Raw genomic sequence first — 16,709 nt, 5'->3', positions numbered from 1 at the left:
GAGGCGCAGGGGTGACAGGACTTGAACCTGCAGCCTGCGGTTTTGGAGACCGCTGCTCTGCCAATTGAGCTACACCCCTATGTGGCAACACTCGCCCCACGCGGCCACAGACGACCGAGCAGGGGTCACTTGCCCCACGGCGGACCAGTGTACGGGTACCCGCCCGACTTTCCCAACCGGTCTCTCTGCCACGCGTGGCGGGCTCGGTTCAGCGCGCCGTCCGGATGGTTGCCCGCGCCTGTGCCAGCACCTTCTCGCCCAGGCAGGTGGCGGTCACCTCGAGTCGGGTGAGACCGTCCTCGGTCACCTCACGGACCCGCGCGGTGACCTCGATCTCGGTCCCCTGGTCGTCGTCGGGGACCACCACCGGCCGGGTGAAACGCACGCCGTACTCGGCCACCGCGTCCGGAGACCCGGCCCACTCGGTGACCGCCCGACCGACCAGCGCCATGGTGAACATGCCGTGGGCGATCACCCCGGGCAGACCCACCTTGGTGGCCACCCGGTCGCTCCAGTGGATCGGGTTGAAGTCGCCCGAGGCGCCGGCGTAGCGGACCAGGTCCGCACGGGTCACCTGAAACGTCTGTGCTGGCAACTCCATCTCACTCCTCCCCGCGAATGACATACCTGGCCCAGACCGCGACCACGGGGTCCCCGCCGACGGTGCTCACGTCGGTGCGCGTGGTCAGGAAGCCGTGCCCACCCCTGGTGCTGACGTCCTCGATGGTGTTGACGCAGACCAGCTCGTCGCCGGCGACCACCGGCCGGGTGTACGCGAACCGCTGGTCGCCGTGTACCAGGCGGCTGTAGTCGACACCCAGGGCCGGGTCCTCGATGATCTGGCTGCTCGCGGCCATCGTCACGATCACCGGAAAGGTCGGCGGGGCCACCACGTCGGGGTGGCCCAGCGCCCGCGCGGCAGCCGGGTCGTGGTGGGCCGGGTCGGTGGCGCCGATGGCGCTGGCGAATTCGCGGATCTTTTCTCGGCCCACCTGATAGGGGGCGGTCGGCGGATAGGTCCGGCCGACGAAGGAAGGGTCCAGGGACATGCCGCGAACCTACACGGAAAGCCCAATCGCCGACCTGATCGGTAGGCGGCGGCGGAGCCGCGCCAAACCGGTCAGATCGGCGATTGGAAAGCTTCGACAGCGGCCGGCTGAGGCCGGCCAGCGGTCAGCGGGTCTCGCGGTGGACCGTGTGCCGACCGTCGCGCGGGCAGAACTTCTTCAGCTCGATGCGGTCGGGGTCGTTGCGCCGGTTCTTGCGCGTGATGTAGTTGCGCTCCTTGCACTCCACACACGCCAAAGTGATCTTCGGCCGGACATCGGTAGCCTTCGCCACGGCGGAGTGCCTTCCTCGCTAACGGAAACAACTACGACGCGCCAGCCTAGACGCTGACAGCGCGGACATGCAAAGTGGGCGCCGGAAGCGCCCATTTCTTACGACCACCGGCAACGAGCCCGGAAGACGAGAGTAGCGGTGGCCGGACTTGAACCGGCGACACAGCGATTATGAGCCGCTTGCTCTACCATCTGAGCTACACCGCTGCGATGGGTCCAGCTGAACCCTCGAGCCCCCTTACGGAATCGAACCGTAGACCTTCTCCTTACCATGGAGACGCTCTGCCGACTGAGCTAAGGGGGCCTGCGCGAACTCCCCGTGGGGCGCGCAGAAGTAAGAGTACACGGCCCGGCTCGACAGGTGAAATCGGATCCCCGGTGATCGTCTTCGCCCTGCTCAGGGCACCACGCGAAGGCGCGGCAGCTCCCCGTTGGAGATCGATTCCGGCTCGACCTGAGCGCCGAACCAGGCGGCCAGCCGCTCGTACGGCAGCGGCCGGCTGAACAGGAAGCCCTGCCCGATCTCACAGCCGATGTCCTGGAGAAGCTCCAGGGTCAGCTCACTCTCCACGCCCTCGGCGACCACCGCCAGGCCGAACTGTTGGGAGAGGGTCACCACGGCGTTGACGATGGCCAGGTCCCCCGGGTCGGTCGCCATGCCCTGGACGAAGGAGCGGTCCACCTTCACCTCGTGCACCGGCAGCCGGCGCAGGTGTGCCAGCGAGGAGTCGCCCGTGCCGAAGTCGTCGACCGACAGCCGGACACCCAGGTCGCGCAGCCGTTGCAGGGTCGGAATGGGCCGATCGGTGCCGTCCAACACTCCCGCCTCGGTGATCTCCAGGGTCAGCCGCTGCGCCGGCACCCCGTACTCGGTCAGCAACTCCTGGACCCGGTCCGGGAAGTGCTGGTCGGTGAGCGTACGAGCGGCGATGTTGACCGCGATCGGCAGCGGCTGATCGGCCAACGCCCAGTCCCGGCTGCGGCGCAGCCCCTCGCGGAGGACCACCTCGGTGAGCCTGCTCAACTGGCCGGTGTGCTCGGCCACCGCCACGAAGTCCTCGGGAGCGACCGTGCCGTGCGTCGGGTCCTCCCAGCGCGCCAGGCACTCGACACCCACCAGACGCCGATCCCGCAGCGTCACCTTGGGCTGGAAGTAGACCTCCAGCTCGTCCTGATCCAGTGCGCGGCGCAGATCGCCCGCCAGACCCAGCCGGCGCAACGATCGGGACTCCAGCGCCGGGTTGAACAGTTGCACGCTGCCCGGCACCGACTTGGCCGCCGTGGCCGCGAGGTCGACCCGGAGCAGCAGAGTCGCCGCGTCGCTGCCGTGATCGGGGTGCACGGCCACCCCGACGGCGGTGTTGACGTCGAGGGTGAGCGCGTCGAAGACCATCTCGTCACGAATCTGGTCGCGTAGTTGCGCCGCCAACTCGAGCGCCGCCTCCGCGCTCTCCAACCGCAGCGTCACCAGGAACTCGTCCCCACCCGCGCGGCCGACCAGGGCCGACGACGGTGCGCTGGCCCGCAACCGGCTGGCGACCTCGGCGAGGACCTTGTCCCCCGCCGCGTGCCCCAGGGACTCGTTGACCTGGCGCAGCCCGTCCACGTCGAAGAGCAGCAGTGCCACCACCTCGCCGGGGGCGGCGATCGTGAACGACTCCGCGAGCGCGCCGGTGATCCGCCGGCGGTTGGGCAGCCGGGTCAGCGCGTCGTGGTACGCGTCGTGCCGGAGCCTGTCGACCAGCCGCGAATTCTCCAGGGCGACGGCGGCATGCGCCGCCACGGTCTCGAAGATGGGGATGTCAGCCGGAGCGAAGTGGCCCACGTCGCTGAGCCGGTTGGCCACCTCCAGCGTGCCGATCACCGCCTGCCCGGAACGCAGGGGCACCGCGATGACGTCCTTGACCTTGGAGTCGGCGAGCGCGGACCGCAGCGTCGGGTCACCGCCGAAGGCCCGACCGAGAGCGACCGTCCGACCCGACTTACGCGTCTTCTCCCGGATCACCGGCGGGGTCGGGGCGACGTCGAGCAGACCCCGGTCGTCGAGGCGTGCGGTGAGCAGGACCTCCGGGTGCCGGCCCTGCGCCGGAAGCCACAGCGTGGCGTACTCCGCCTGCATGAGAGATCGGAGCCGGCCGAGCAGCGCGTCCGTCAGGTTGCCCTCCTGACCCGCCTCGCTCATTGCCCGGGTCAACTCGTACATGTCGCCCAGGGTGCGGTGCTGCCGAATGAACTGCGAGTACGAGCGGTAGAGCAGGACGCCGGCCACCGCCAGGGCCAGCAGCAGCAGGATCGACCAGAACGTCGTCGCCAGGGCGATCAGGATGATCATCCCGACCGCGACGTTCAACGCCGTGGTCAGCAGGACCTGGACGGCCGTACTCGCCGTCTCCCTGGTGCCCTGCCAGCCTTGCAGGAGGGTGATAACGCCGACCACGGCGACCAGGCTGATCAACGCGTTGGCGGCGACAGCGGCGAAGACCGCGCCCCACGTGGACGGGCCCACCCCCTCGTGCGGCGGCATGGCGGCCAACACCAGCCCGGCGACGGAGAATCCAGCCGCCGCCCGGGCGACGTTGAACCAGAACTTCGGCGGCGCGTAGCCGCGATGAATCTGGGTGAAGAGCTCGGCCGCCGTGGCGACGACGACCATGAGCAGCGGCGACAGCCAGAAGAGGGCGAGAATGAGTGGAATCTCGAGAAGGGTCACGACCACCGCCTGACGGCGGACGACGAAGCTGAGCGTTGGTATCCCGGCGGCAACCATCACCACCAGCAACGCAAGAGCCTTCGGCCAATCCTCCAGGTGGATCGGCACCGTCAGCGCGAGAACCAACGATCCCACCAGGGCGATCGCGGCGAGGGGAGCCGTGATCAGCCAGGCGTGCTCTGTCGTACGACGTCGGACAGCCTTAGGTGACACCGCACCGCCCTGTCATCGGGCACGTCGCCGCCGCACCGGGGTCACCGAGCGACGCTTGACGCTCCACTCGAAACCGAAACGCTGTGGCCGGCGGGGGCACCCCACTCGATCAGCTGGGACTGGAAGCCACTGCCGAGTTGAGCGCCAAGGACACCAACGGCCAGCGCGGCGAGGACGATCGACGCCGTGCGCAGCCGGCCAAACTTTCGACCAGACATTTGGAACTCCTGTCGGCAAGGGGGCTGTGCGGGGATGGAGATTCCACGATGGTGCCACAGCGACGTCCGCCAGGAAAGCTCCCCACCCGCGATCGGGCCAACCGACCCGCGAGCCGACCCGCTCGGCCGGGTCGGCACAACGTCCGGCCAGACCATCTGCTGATCAACCCAGGTGGGAATGCCCAAGAAACGACCTAGTAGAGAAAGCGCACCTACTAGACGTAACAGTTGAATTGAACTGTCGCCCCTCCATCCGTACGCACACTACTCGTCGCTACGTCGCGGCAACAGGTCACTGTCATCTATCTAATGAGCGTGCCGGTTGGGGCTCAGGACTCGCGCAGCGGCCGGAACGCGGCCCGCAGCTCCACGGCGAACGTCTCCGGCTCCTCCCACGCGGCGAAGTGGCCGCCACGATCGGCCTCGTTGAAGTACGCGAGGCCGGGGTAGACCGTCTCCGCCCAGCTGCGCGGGGCAGGCCAGATCTCGCCGGGGAAGGTGGTGAAGCCGACCGGAACCGTGACCGGCGGCGGAGCCTGGCCGGCCGCGGCGGTCGCCGCCAAGAACCGTCCGAACTCCCAGTACCACCGCGCGGACGAGGCACCGGTGCCGGTCAGCCAGTACAGCGTGACGTTGTCGACGATCGTGTCCCGGGTAAGACCGCCTACGGGTTCGCCATCGACGAGCGCTCGGGAGATCTTGTAGTAGCTGTCGGTGTCGTGGTCGAACATCCAGGCCGCCAGCCCGATGGGTGAGTCCAGCAGGGAGTAGCCGATCGTCTGCGGCCGGGTGGTCTGCTCCAGGAAGTAACCGAATCCATCCATCGTGAACAGGTTGAGCGCGTCGTGCGCGGCACGTTCCTGCGCGGACTCCGCCGGCAGTTGGTCCTGGATGCCAATGGCACCGGCCAGCAGGTTGACGTGGATGCCGAGCAGCCCCGCAGGCGCCTGGCGGCCCATGGCGTCCGTGACGGCGGCACCCACATCGCCACCCTGCGCGACGTAGCGCGCGTAACCGAGGCGGTTCATCAGCTCCGCCCACGCCCGCGCGATGCGTCCGTTCTCCCAGCCCAGCTCGGCTGGCTCGCCCGAGAAGCCGTAACCCGGCAGCGACGGCAGGACGAGGTGGAAGGCGTCCTCGGCCTGACCGCCGTGTGCGGTCGGATCGGTGAGCGGACCGATGACCCCGAGCAGCTCCACGACCGAGCCCGGCCAGCCGTGCGTAATGATCATCGGCAGAGCATCCTCGTGCTGCGACCGCACGTGAATGAAGTGGATCTCAACGCCGTCGATGTGGGTGGTGTACTGCGGTAAGGCGTTCAGCTTCGTCTCGAACGCGCGCCAGTCGTACTCCGTCGTCCAGTAGCGGGCCAACTCCTGGACCGTCGCCAACTGCACGCCCTGGGAGCGATCGGTGGCCAACTCCCGGGTCGGCCAGCGGGTGGCCGCGATCCGGCGGCGCAGGTCCGCGATTGCTTCCTCCGGCGTGTCGAGCCGGAAGGGACGGATCTCGTTGTCGGACATGCTCTCCACCTGCCGGGTTGGGACGACCGGTGCCGGCGCTCCGGCGGAGCGGGCAGCAGCCAGTCTCGCAGCGGGCCAACCGCGAGCGGACCGAAACGACAATTCAGGCGCCGTCGGACGGACTCCCGTGGCCTAGCTGCCGGGGCTGTCCTCCTGCTGGCGCGCTGAACCCTCGCGCGCGAGGTACTCGCACGGCCGTTCCGCATTGAGGTGCCAGACGCTTCCGGCCAGAGCGACGGAATAGGTGACCTCTCTCGCCTGCCGGTCGGCGGCCTCGACCGACAATCGCACCGACAACGGCTCGCTGCCGAACGCGGTCGCGCATTCGAAGCGGAGCTTGACCTCGACCCAGCCGGTGCCACCGGGACGTAACACCACAGACCCGCCGGTGCCATGCACCTCAGCGCCGGGTCGTTGCCCGGTGACCGCAACGACCGTGATCGGCGCCGGACCAGTGTTGATCACCGCGAGCTGCCCCTCCAACCGCAGGACGCCCTCGACGTCCAAGCCTCCGCCTCCGGCAGACGCAGGGAGGGCCACGAGTGAGACCGAAGCGGCACGTTCCCGCTCTGCCTGCGAGGCTCGCAGCTCGTTCACACCGACACCACCAAGCAGAGCGCCGACCAGGAAGACAGCGGCCAGCCAGACAACCACCTTCGACCTGGGCATGAGGCGGTCCGGGTCGTACGCCGCCGGCTGGCGATCGTGGTCGTCCAGGTCGATCACTCCACGCTCCGCCACCATCGCGCCAGCTTATGGCTCACTCTCCCGTCGGCCCGCCCCTCCTGCGTTCCGCGATCGGATGCCACGCTGCTCACAGGGCGACTTGCCGGCGGGCGGCCAATCGGCTGACCGCGATGTTGATTGCCAAGACTCCGAGCACGGCTCCGAGAAGGAAGTCTCGCGGTCCGAACTCCTCCAGACCGTAAAGCACCCAATGGTTTTGCTTGTCGGCAACCATGGGCAGGAGTAGCGCCAGGAGGACTGCGCTGGCAGCGATCGATATCCGCACATCGAGCGCCGCGCCCACCAGAGCCGCCACCAGCCCCGCGGCCACGATGACCGGCAGGGTCAACTGGTCGACCCAGCCATTGAGCGGATTGGGCGTCACGACAGTGATGGTCATTGCCACGACGACAAGCCAGATCCATGGCCGCGCCGCCCGTGACTGGCGCGCCCGAAGCAGCGGCACCATCGTCAGTGCGGCCAGCGCGCACGCCCACATCGAGGGTTGCATGGGCAGGTAGAGACCCGTCCGGACCCCCAGCAGCGTGTCGAGTCCCGCCCACGGCTGCAGATACCACGGCTCATTCGCCACGGCGTACCAGATCTCCGCGCCGAAGGCGCCGATCGTCATGGCGAGCGCGAGACCGTAACGAGCCCAGGCCGCTGCGGCCAGGGCGAGAAGCAACAATGAGGGCGTGACCAGGCTCCCCTCATGCTCGTTGCTGGCGGAACCACCCTGCACCAGCATCCACAAGCGCCAGAGAAGAGGCAGAGCCGCGAGCGCAACGCCGCACACGAGCAGGGACAGCGCGGTCAATCGCAGCGCCGAGTGTCGCAGGGTCTCCCGGGAGCCGAGCCGGTCCACACCGGAGCGGACCCGCAGACCACCCAGCACGAGTGCGAGGGACTCCCGGAGCCTCGGGTGCCTCCGGTCCGTCTCACCCGCGACCAGCAGCGTTTCCAGCATCTCGTCGGCGCGGTACTGCCGGTAGGCCCGAGGGTACGCGCGCAGCAGCCACCGGTAGCGGCGCTCCAGGCCGGTCATGCCGGCGCCGTCCGGACCGTCGCGACCGTCGACCGTACGGAACGGTCTCGAACGACCCGAGCCGCCGCGATCAGCCGCGCAGCCTCCCCGTGCAGTGCGGACAACCCGCGTTCGGTCAGCTCATACGTGCGACGGGCACGACCGTTGACCACCGTCTCCTCGGCCACCCGCACCATCTCCTCACCGGTGAGCCGGTCCAGCGCGGCGTACAGCGTGCCGGTCGTCAACCGCACTCGCCCGTCGGACAACTCCAGTGCGCGCTTGACGATGGCGTAGCCGTGTAGCGGCTCGTCCTGCAACGCGGCGAGGATGAAATATGTGGGTTCACGCATCGGTGCGGGCGGCTTAGTCATGTCATCAACATAAGCAGATCATCAACGTATCGGTCAAGGTGGAACTCATCGCTCGGCACACGGAGCATCACCGCTCGTGGAATGCGCCAGGGACCCGGCCGGCGTGTCACCCGTCCTAGCCAACGGCGCAGCGCGTCTGTGCCGCCGCCCAGGGCCACTTCATCCCGACGTACGCGCGGCTGTGTGCGTACCAGAGGTTGAGGTTTTTGGTCTTGGCCTTGGAGGCCGGGCGCCCTCGGCCCGCTAACGCCTGTTTCGCGGACCTTGATGTTCTTCCATCCGGTACTCCCAGCCCTCACACCAGGCGAAGTCAGCGTCGACCAGGTCCTCCAGCCGGACCCCATTGATCCAATGGTCGAGGCCCCACCGAGTGGCAACGTGCCCGATCACCAAAACTCGCCGGCCCGCCCATCGCAGCGACAGATCGTCGAGAAACCGACCGACCCGGTGCACGGCCTGTCGCCAGCTCTCACCCCCGGGGTAGGGATGGTCGAGATACCGGCTGCGCCGCGCATGCAGGTCGGCGGCCGGGAGACCGTTAAGTTCCCCGTAGTCACACTCCCGCAGGCGCCAATCGTGCAGCAGGGGGATGGTGGTTCCCGCGAGGGCTATGTCGGCCGTCTCCACAGCCCTACGCAGGTCCGAGGTGAATACCGCCTCGATGCCGTCGCCTCTCCTACGCTGGCCGAGGTCGGCTGCCAGCGCCCTTCCCCGGGACGACAACCGGCCCGGCAGCCACCCGGTAGCAAGACCTCGGTCGTTGTCCTCGCTCCAGGAATGAGTCTCGAAGACGATCTCAGTCGGCATCAGGCGATGCTACTGACGAGGTAGAAACGGGTCGCTGAGGACGCCGCAGCGGCCAGGCCTGGCCCGATCGGCCGACGCCCCGACGACCAGTTTCGAGACAGACGCAGTCCGCAAGGCGCGATCGCGGCAGGCGGTACGAAAGCCGGACGGGCGAGCTGCGCCGAGGGAGAGCCGCCCACCATCTGCCCGCGGATAACACGTTGCTCTCAGGACGCCGCTCGCGGCTACAGCGTCATCCGAACCGACTCGATGAGATGCCAATTCGCGATGCTCGCCACCGTCGACACCGCGACGGCCATCAAGAAGACCCGCCGTGAGACCGGTGGCCGGCGGAGCCGTATCGCAACGAGCGCGGCTACAGCCGCAAGAAGAAGTTGCACCGCTGCCGTCCCCAGCCTCGTCCAGACGAAAGAATCCATGGGACCGACCCAGACGAACGCGATGCGCAGGACGGTGTAGGCCGCTTCCCCGGCAAGCAGCCCGAGCGCTACGCCGAGAGCGATGCCGGCGTTGCGGGTGGTGCCCGCCCTGAAGACGTGGGCGAGGTAGCCAAGCACCAATCCGCCAAACAATGAACCAGCCACCCAGAAGGCCGACGCGCGCACGACGGAGCCGAGCCCGTCCGGTGGTGGCGCTGAACCGCTGAGCCACTGCCGGCCCAGTGAGGCGATGAGGCCGTAGTAGGTCAGGGTTGCCAGGGCGAGGGTGCCCACCCCAGCGACGAGGGCGGACCTCAAGGTCGGGGCGTAGTAGCTCACGACGAGGGCCACGATGCCCCAGGCGAATCCCGAGCTGAAGGCTGGCACGAGAAACCTACCCACGGTTTCCGGCACGAGGTCGGCGATGAAGGCCACCATCCCCATTGCGATCCCAGCCAGAACCGGGGGAATCACCTCACGCTGCGCCGAGCGTCTGCCCTGCGCCACCAACTCCGTCACTTGAGAACCGCCAGGAGGACTGAGACCAGGCCCAGCGCCGACGGCGTCGCGTAGGGCAACGCCCCTCTGACGATCACTCGGACATTCTGGCCCGACACCGCAGCGTCAGTCAGATAGGCAGGCGGGCGAGTCAACAACAGCAGGAGACAGCAAAGGCCCCTGACTTGCGTTTTCGCAGGTCAGGGGCCTTGCCGCTCCCTGGTGGCGGGTAGAGGATTCGAACCTCTGAAGCTTTCGCGACGGATTTACAGTCCGCTCCCATTGGCCGCTCGGGCAACCCGCCAGGGCACCCCACCGCGTCGTAACGCGGCGGCGGAAGCAAGGATAGCGGCTCCCCCCGGTGCCGACGCAACCGGGTACGGTCAGGGGGTCGTGCCGCTGGTCGGTGGCCGACTGCAGGCCCAGACCGCCGGACAGCAGGAGCAGAAACATGGCAGCGAACCCGTCGTTTGACATTGTGAGCAAGGTTGACCACCAGGAGGTCGACAACGCCGTCCGGCAGGCGGCGAAGGAGCTCACGACTCGGTTCGACTTCCGCGGCACCGGGGCGGAGATCTCCTGGTCCAGCAAGGAGGCGATCGGCCTTCAGGCGGAGACCGAGGAGCGTGTTCGTGCCGTACTGGACGTTTTCAAGGAGAAGCTCATCAAGCGGAACATCTCGCTGAAGGCGCTGGACGCCGGCGAGCCGCGCCAGTCCGGCAAGATCTTCAAGATCGACTGCAAGGTTGTCGAGGGCATCGAGCAGGACAAGGCCAAGGCCATCAGCAAGAAGATCCGCGATGAGGGCCCCAAGGGCGTGCAGGCGCAGATCCAGGGCGACCAGCTGCGCGTCACCGGCAAGAAGAGGGACGACCTCCAGGCCGTCATCGCGCTGCTCAAGGGTGAGGATTTCGGCGTCGCCCTCCAGTTCGACAACTACCGGTAAGGAAGGCTCGGCCGGCCTGGTCATTGGGGCCGACCACGCCTTGCCACCTGGGCAGACGTCGTCACACGTGGTCGTCGTTGGTCACGCACGATCGACCTGCGACGGCCTGGACCTGGTCCTCGTCGACCCGCCGGCTCCGACCCAAGCGGGGTGTCGACCGATGCGGTTTCCGAGGCCGCCGGAACGGCGTGACGATCAGGGCTGTGAGAGCCTCTCGAGGTGTCCCGTGCGCGTTTGCTGACGGTCGTCGGAGTCCTCCTGTTACTGGCTTCGTGTCTGCTTCCCTGCCTTACGTTCTGGAATTACGGGATCACCCTGCCTGATCAGGACCCGACGCCCGAGGTCATCCAGCAGGAGAACGCGGAAGCCCTCGCGTTCGAGCAGAGGTTTCAGACCGCATCATGGGTCGCTGGCGCTCTGGCGGTTCTTGGTCTGGCTGCCCTGATCTACGCGCGGAAACACCGCCGGAGGGCCACCGGAGCCTGACTACCGAACGTCGAGCCGTCAGACCGGGACGAGTTCTTCGGCGCGTACCGCTGTGGTTTCGGCGCGGGCGATGGGTCCGGCGGGCAGGGCGGCGACCGCGGCCCCGACGGCGACGGCCGCCCCGGCGAACAGGAACGCCCACCGGACGCCACCGGCGTGATCCACGATCAGGCCGGCCACCGAGCCGCCGGCCGCGCTCGCCGCGACCGCGACGGTGACCACCCAGGTGTACGCCTCGTTCAGCATGCCGGCCGGGGCGATCCGGCCGACCAGGGTGTTCTCCAGGGTCAGCGCGGGTGCGATTGTCGCTCCGCCGACGATCAGGGCGACGCCCAGCGCCAGCGGGGTGGGCATGACCGCGAACACGGCGAAGGTGGCGGCCAGCGCGGCGAGCAGCAGGGCGAACTGCCGGGTCATGTTCTTCGCCGGCTTGCGGACGCCGAACCAGAATCCGCCGATGGCGCTGCCGATTCCCCACACGGCCAGGAGAAGCCCGGCCAGGCTCTCCGGGTCGCCGGTGGTGTGGCCGCTCGCGTACGCCGGGACGATCACCCCGGCGGCGCCGAAGGCGATGCCCAGGCCGGCCACGCAGACCAGCAGGGCGGGGAAGCCGGCGACCCGCAGCGGGCCGAGCCCTCGGGCGTGGTGTTCGCGCGGGTGCGGACGCCAACCGCGCATCACTCGGCCGAGGGCCACGGCGGTGGTGCCGACCAGGGTGACCACTGCCGCTCCGATCAGCGCGGCCGCCGCGTCGGCGACGAGCACGAAGCCGGCGACGAGCAGCGGGCCGAGCACGAAGACGATTTCGAACAGTGAGGTCTCGGCGGCGAGCGCGGTGTTGCGCAGGGGGTAGCGGCCGGATCCGGGGCCGGTGAGGTCGTTCCAGGCGCCACGGATGGCGGCGGTGAGCGGCGGGTAGGTGGCGCCGGCCACGCCTGCGGCGAGGTAGATGGCGGGGAGCGCGTCGTCGCCCGAGCGGCTGGCCAGCAGCAGCCCGATGAGCGCCAGCGGGTGAGCCACGGCGGTGACCAGCAGGACGGGGCTGGGGCCGACCCGGTCGGCGATCCGCCCGGCCACCGGGCTGAGGGCGGCGCCGGCGACTGCGTAGATCCCGCCGGCGATGGCAGCCAGCGCGTACCGCCCGGTCACCTGTTCGACCACCAGCAGCAGCGCCAGCGGGGTCATGCCGATCCCGAGCCGCCCGACGATGCCGAGGATCAGCAGCATCGGGGCGCCGGGGATCCGCCAGACACCCAGGTACTGACGCAGCGCGGCCACCGGAAACCTCCAGAGATGTAATGAGCGTGAGCCGTTACGACCCTAACGCGACCGCCGTGCCGGCAGACAACCGAAATACAGCACTCCGCCCGTGTCCGCTGTTGGCGGGTACGGGCGGAGGCGGTGAATCAGCGGGTCAGCGTTGGAACTGCACCGGTCCCGCGTTGGCGGCCATCTGCTCCAGCCGTGCGACGCGGTCCTCCATCTTCGGGTGGGTGGAGAAGAGCGCGGCCATGCCGCCACCCCGGAACGGGTTGGCGATCATCAGGTGCGCGGTGCTGGTGAGCTGGCCCTGGGCCGGCAGCGGCCGACGTCGGGCCACCGCGTCGATCTTGCGGAGCGCGCTGGCCAGGGCCAGCGGGTCACGGCTCAACTCGGCGCCCGAGGCGTCCGCCTGGAACTCGCGACTCCGGCTGATCGCCAACTGGATCACGGTCGCCGCGATCGGGCCGAGGATCAGGGTGAGCAGCAGCACGGCCGGGTTCGGACGGTCCTCGTCGTCCCCGCCGCCCAGCGGGATGAAGAAGGCGAGGTTCGCCAGCAGGGTGATGATGCTGGCCAGACCGGCCGCAACGCTGGAGATCAGGATGTCCCGGTTGTAGACGTGGGACAGTTCGTGCCCGATCACACCACGCAGCTCGCGGTAGTCGAGGATCTCGGTGATGCCCTGGGTCACGCAGACGGCCGCGTGCTGCGGGTTACGACCCGTGGCGAACGCGTTGGGCTGCGCGGTCGGACTGACGTACAGGCGCGGCATCGGCTGCCGGGCGTCGGTCGCCAACTCCCGCACCATCCGGTACAACTCGGGGAACTGTGCCTCGGTGACCGGTTGCGCGCCCATCGAGCGCAGTGCGAGCTTGTCGGAGTAGAAGTAGGTGACGCCGTTCATGACAAGTGAGATGAGGACGGCGATGACCAGGCCGCCACTGCCACCGAACCCGTAGCCCACCGCGAGGATCAGCGCGGAGAGCAGGCCGAGCAGTGCGGCGGTCTTCAGACGGTTGTGGTGCACGATCTCTCCTTCGGTGCACGGATCGCCGGGATCCGCTGACCGGTGCAACAACCCGGTACCCGCCAACCATCCGTCTCAACGCTGAGAGTTCACTGAGACCGACCTTCGCAGGTCAGCGGCGCGCGACGTCGAGCACCAACTGCGGGGCGAAGCCCAGCACCACGGCGGCCACCGTCGTCACCGCCAGCACCACGGCCACCACACCCACCAGGGGTACGGCGGCAGTGCCGCCGCCATTCGGGGCGGAGCGGAGCGTGGGCGTCCAGAGGGCGGCGGTCACCCGCAGGTAATAAGCCAGCCCGATCACCGCGTTCAGCGCCACCACCAGCGCCAACCACGCCGCCCCACCGTCGAGCAGCGCCCGCACCACTGTCACCTTCGCGAACAGGCCGGCCAGCCCCGGCGGCAGGCCGGCCAGGCCCACCAGCGCGAGACCGAGCGCCGCAGCCCGCCACGGGTGCCGGCGCGCCGCTCCGCGCAGGTCGTCAAGCGTGCCGCCGTCCGCACCGGCCGGCCGCAACGCGGTCACCCCGGCGAACGCGGCCAGCTCCAACACCACGAAGAAGACGGCGTACGCCACCGCGGCGGCGTACGCGGCGGACCGTGCCTCGTCGGTGCGGCCCGCGGCCAGCGCCAACGCCCCCAGCGGGGCGAGGATGTAGCCGGCCTGCGCGACGGATGACCAGGCGAGCAGCCGGACGGTACGCCGCTGGCGCAGCGCGACCAGGTTGCCGACGGTCATGGTGAGCACCGCGAGCAGGGCGAGCACCGGGCCGGTCTGCTCCGGTGGGAGTGCCCGCTGCACCACGGCGAGCAGCGCGACGAGGCCACCCAGCTTCGACGCCGTGGACAGGTACGCGGCCACCGGCAGCGGCGCCCCGTCGTAGGTGGCCGGCGCCCAGGCGTGGAACGGCACCGCCGCCACCTTGAACGCCAACCCGACGAGCAGCAACGCCACCGCCGCGGTGGTCAGCGGCAGGTCCCGCAGCTCCGACCGCTCGGCGAGCAGCGCGCCGAGCCGATCCAGGTGCAGCCCGCCGGTCACCGCGTACAGCAGCGCCGCACCGAGCAGCGTGATGGTGGTCGCGACCACGCTGACCACGAAGAAGGTCAGTGCCGCCTCGGCGCTGGCGAGGCTGCCCCGACGTAGGCCGACAAGCACGTACAGCGGCAGGGTCAGCGTCTCCAGGGCCACGATCAACGTGATCAGGTCGCCCGCCGCGCCGAGCACCACGCCACCGGTCATCGAGCAGGCCAGCAGGAAGCAGTACTCCCCCACCGGCGACCGCCCGGCCCGCAGCGCCGGCACGGACAGTCCCAGCACACCCAGGGTGAGCAGCGCCACCACCACGCCGACCAGCGCGGCCCGCCCGCCGAAGATCCAGGAGCAGTCGGCGCCGACACAGAACGTCCGTCGCTCCCCGCCCGCGCCGACCAGTGCGGCGCCGACGGCGGTGCCGAGCGCGCCGAGCGCCGCCACCGCGATGGTGGCCCGAGGCCGGGCCAGGAGCAGGTCGGTGACGAGCACGAGTACGGCGGTGCCGGCGGCCAGGTAGGCCGGCAACAGCGCGACGCTGTCCACGCTCTGCACGCCGGTCATGGTTTGACCACCTCGATCAGGGCGTCGACGGGAGCCTCGGCGACGCCGAGGACCAGCGTCGGGGCCAGGCCGATCGCCAACGCGAGCAGCACCAGCGGCACCCACGCGGTCAGCTCCGCACCGGCCAGGCCAGGGCCGACCCGACCGACGGCGACACTCGGCCGATTGTGGGTGACCTGGCGCAAAAGGCGCAGGAAGTACGCGGCGGTGAGTGCCGCACCGACCGCCGCCAGCACCCCGAGGGTGGTCCAGAGCGGGCCGCCCACCTGGACGGCGGCGATCACCGCGAACGCCTCGCCCCAGAAGCCGGCCAGCCCGGGCAGGCCCAGCGACGCGATCGCCGCGAACGCCAGCAGGCCCGCCAGCCGGGGCGCGGTCTCCCGCAGCCCGGACAGCTCGGCGAGGGTGCCCGTGCCGGTACGGTCCTTCACCGCACCGGCCAGGAAGAACAGCAGTCCGGTGATCACCCCGTGCGCGACGTTGCCGATCAACGCCGCCTGGATGCCGACGGTGGTCAGCGTGGCGACGCCCAGCAGCACGAAGCCCATGTGCCCCACGCTGGAGTACGCGATCAGCCGTTTCACGTCGGTCTGGGCCAGACAGACGAGCGAACCGACCAGGATCGCGGCGACGGCCAACACGCCGAGCACCGGCGCCGCCCAGCGCGCGCCCTCCGGCGCCACGCCCACCGCGACCCGGATCAGACCGTAGGTGCCCATCTTCAGCAGCACCCCGGCCAACACGACACTGCCCACCGTGGGGGCCTGGGTGTGCGCGTCGGGCAGCCAGGAGTGCAGCGGCCACAGCGGACTCTTCACCGCGAACGCCACCGCGAACAGGGTGAACGCGGCCAACTGGGTGCCCCTGGACATCCCCGCCCCGCCGGTCAACGCCAGCAGGTCGGCGGTGCCGGTGGCCGCGACCACGACGTAGACGCCGACCAGCAGCAACACCGAGCCGAAGAGCGTGTAGAGCGCGAACTTCCGGGCCGCCCGACGCCGGTCCGCGCCGCCCCAGCCGGCGATGATCGCGTACATCGGCAGCAGGACGACCTCGAAGAAGAGGAAGAACAGCACCAGATCCAGGGCGAGGAAGGTGCCCAGGATGCCCACCTCGACCACCAACAGCAGCGCGACGAGCGCCCGACCGCTGCCGCCGTCCGGCACCCGCCACATCGTGTACGCGCAGCAGAGCAGCGTGAGCAGCGCGGTCAACACCACGAGCGGCCAGGAGATGCCGTCGACGCCGAGGTGGAAGCGCAACTCCAGACCGGGCACCCAGGGCAGGTCCAGGTGGTGCCACGGACGCACCGCCGGGGCGTCGGCCGACCAGGCGAACCAGCCCCGCCGATCGAACACCAGCGGCACCGCGGCCAGCAGGGTCAACGCCGCCGCGACAGTCCCGACCAGCCGGGCCGCCCGGTCCCGGGGCGTCGCCGCCACCGCGACCGCGCCCAGCGCCGGCACCGCCAGCACGGCAACCAGCAACACCTGCCCAAAGCTCACTGGACCGCCTTCGATCGCGACTGCGGGGCT

At 69.5% G+C, this 16,709-nt stretch carries 15 protein-coding genes and 4 tRNA genes; 1 reads left to right on the top strand and 18 read right to left on the bottom strand.

Features of this window, described 5'->3' with window-relative positions; genetic code table 11:
• Positions 1 to 6: 6 nt before the first annotated feature.
• The 14 genes from AB0O48_RS08175 to AB0O48_RS08110 all read right to left on the bottom strand — a co-directional run bounded on the left by AB0O48_RS08175 (position 7) and on the right by AB0O48_RS08110 (position 10,156).
• Positions 7 to 79: transfer RNA gene (locus AB0O48_RS08175), tRNA-Trp, on the bottom strand.
• A 129-nt stretch (positions 80 to 208) separates the two neighbouring features.
• Complete coding sequence (locus AB0O48_RS08170; RefSeq protein WP_357253598.1) at positions 209 to 601, bottom strand: MaoC family dehydratase; 393 nt, start codon at positions 599 to 601, stop codon at positions 209 to 211.
• Position 602: 1 nt separating this feature from the next.
• Positions 603 to 1,049: a MaoC family dehydratase N-terminal domain-containing protein gene (locus AB0O48_RS08165; RefSeq protein WP_357253600.1), complete on the bottom strand. Its 447-nt coding sequence runs from the start codon at positions 1,047 to 1,049 to the stop codon at positions 603 to 605.
• A gap of 124 nt (positions 1,050 to 1,173) precedes the next feature.
• The gene (gene rpmG, locus AB0O48_RS08160; RefSeq protein ID WP_007073056.1) at positions 1,174 to 1,341 is read right to left on the bottom strand and encodes a 50S ribosomal protein L33; all 168 of its coding nucleotides are present in this window, start codon (positions 1,339 to 1,341) and stop codon (positions 1,174 to 1,176) included.
• A gap of 133 nt (positions 1,342 to 1,474) precedes the next feature.
• Positions 1,475 to 1,547, bottom strand: a tRNA-Met gene (locus AB0O48_RS08155).
• Between the two features lie 24 nt (positions 1,548 to 1,571).
• Positions 1,572 to 1,644: transfer RNA gene (locus AB0O48_RS08150), tRNA-Thr, on the bottom strand.
• 93 nt (positions 1,645 to 1,737) lie between these two features.
• Complete coding sequence (locus AB0O48_RS08145; RefSeq protein WP_357253602.1) at positions 1,738 to 4,263, bottom strand: bifunctional diguanylate cyclase/phosphodiesterase; 2,526 nt, start codon at positions 4,261 to 4,263, stop codon at positions 1,738 to 1,740.
• 547 nt (positions 4,264 to 4,810) lie between these two features.
• Positions 4,811 to 6,004, bottom strand: coding sequence for an epoxide hydrolase (locus AB0O48_RS08140; RefSeq protein ID WP_365064008.1), 1,194 nt, complete (start codon positions 6,002 to 6,004; stop codon positions 4,811 to 4,813).
• A 132-nt stretch (positions 6,005 to 6,136) separates the two neighbouring features.
• Positions 6,137 to 6,730 carry a hypothetical protein gene (locus tag AB0O48_RS08135; protein WP_365064006.1) on the bottom strand — a complete coding sequence of 198 codons (594 nt, stop codon included), beginning with the start codon at positions 6,728 to 6,730 and terminating at the stop codon, positions 6,137 to 6,139.
• An 88-nt stretch (positions 6,731 to 6,818) separates the two neighbouring features.
• Positions 6,819 to 7,775: a hypothetical protein gene (locus tag AB0O48_RS08130; RefSeq protein ID WP_365064003.1), complete on the bottom strand. Its 957-nt coding sequence runs from the start codon at positions 7,773 to 7,775 to the stop codon at positions 6,819 to 6,821.
• A complete protein-coding gene (locus AB0O48_RS08125) occupies positions 7,772 to 8,128 on the bottom strand; it encodes a PadR family transcriptional regulator (protein WP_365064000.1) in 357 nt (118 codons plus the stop codon). Before AB0O48_RS08125 ends, AB0O48_RS08130 begins: the two co-directional genes overlap by 4 nt.
• 243 nt (positions 8,129 to 8,371) lie before the next feature.
• Positions 8,372 to 8,935, bottom strand: coding sequence for a histidine phosphatase family protein (locus AB0O48_RS08120; protein WP_365063997.1), 564 nt, complete (start codon positions 8,933 to 8,935; stop codon positions 8,372 to 8,374).
• 224 nt (positions 8,936 to 9,159) lie between these two features.
• Positions 9,160 to 9,873 (bottom strand): DUF6518 family protein, encoded by a 714-nt coding sequence (locus AB0O48_RS08115; protein ID WP_357253615.1) that lies wholly within the window; start codon positions 9,871 to 9,873, stop codon positions 9,160 to 9,162.
• Positions 9,874 to 10,072: 199 nt separating this feature from the next.
• Positions 10,073 to 10,156 (bottom strand) — tRNA-Tyr (locus AB0O48_RS08110).
• A 147-nt stretch (positions 10,157 to 10,303) separates the two neighbouring features.
• Between AB0O48_RS08110 and AB0O48_RS08105 the strand changes: the two genes are divergently transcribed.
• Positions 10,304 to 10,798, top strand: coding sequence for a YajQ family cyclic di-GMP-binding protein (locus AB0O48_RS08105; protein ID WP_357253617.1), 495 nt, complete (start codon positions 10,304 to 10,306; stop codon positions 10,796 to 10,798).
• A 504-nt stretch (positions 10,799 to 11,302) separates the two neighbouring features.
• Here the strand turns inward: AB0O48_RS08105 and AB0O48_RS08100 are convergent.
• The 4 genes from AB0O48_RS08100 to AB0O48_RS08085 all read right to left on the bottom strand — a co-directional run bounded on the left by AB0O48_RS08100 (position 11,303) and on the right by AB0O48_RS08085 (position 16,679).
• On the bottom strand, positions 11,303 to 12,562 hold the full coding sequence (locus AB0O48_RS08100; RefSeq protein ID WP_365063992.1) for an MFS transporter: 1,260 nt from the start codon (positions 12,560 to 12,562) through the stop codon (positions 11,303 to 11,305).
• 136 nt (positions 12,563 to 12,698) lie between these two features.
• Entirely contained in the window at positions 12,699 to 13,574 is an 876-nt protein-coding gene (gene htpX, locus AB0O48_RS08095; protein WP_357253621.1) for a zinc metalloprotease HtpX, read from the bottom strand.
• A gap of 112 nt (positions 13,575 to 13,686) precedes the next feature.
• Positions 13,687 to 15,174 (bottom strand): NADH-quinone oxidoreductase subunit N, encoded by a 1,488-nt coding sequence (locus AB0O48_RS08090; RefSeq protein ID WP_357570897.1) that lies wholly within the window; start codon positions 15,172 to 15,174, stop codon positions 13,687 to 13,689.
• On the bottom strand, positions 15,171 to 16,679 hold the full coding sequence (locus tag AB0O48_RS08085) for an NADH-quinone oxidoreductase subunit M (RefSeq protein WP_365064373.1): 1,509 nt from the start codon (positions 16,677 to 16,679) through the stop codon (positions 15,171 to 15,173). Before AB0O48_RS08085 ends, AB0O48_RS08090 begins: the two co-directional genes overlap by 4 nt.
• Between the last annotated feature and the right edge of the window lie 30 nt (positions 16,680 to 16,709).

It is taken from the genome of Micromonospora sp. NPDC085948 (assembly GCF_040686315.1).
Taxonomy (GTDB): domain Bacteria; phylum Actinomycetota; class Actinomycetes; order Mycobacteriales; family Micromonosporaceae; genus Micromonospora.
The sequence above is the reverse complement of the archived record's forward strand: the minus strand, read 5'-3'. Positions and strand labels throughout refer to the sequence as shown.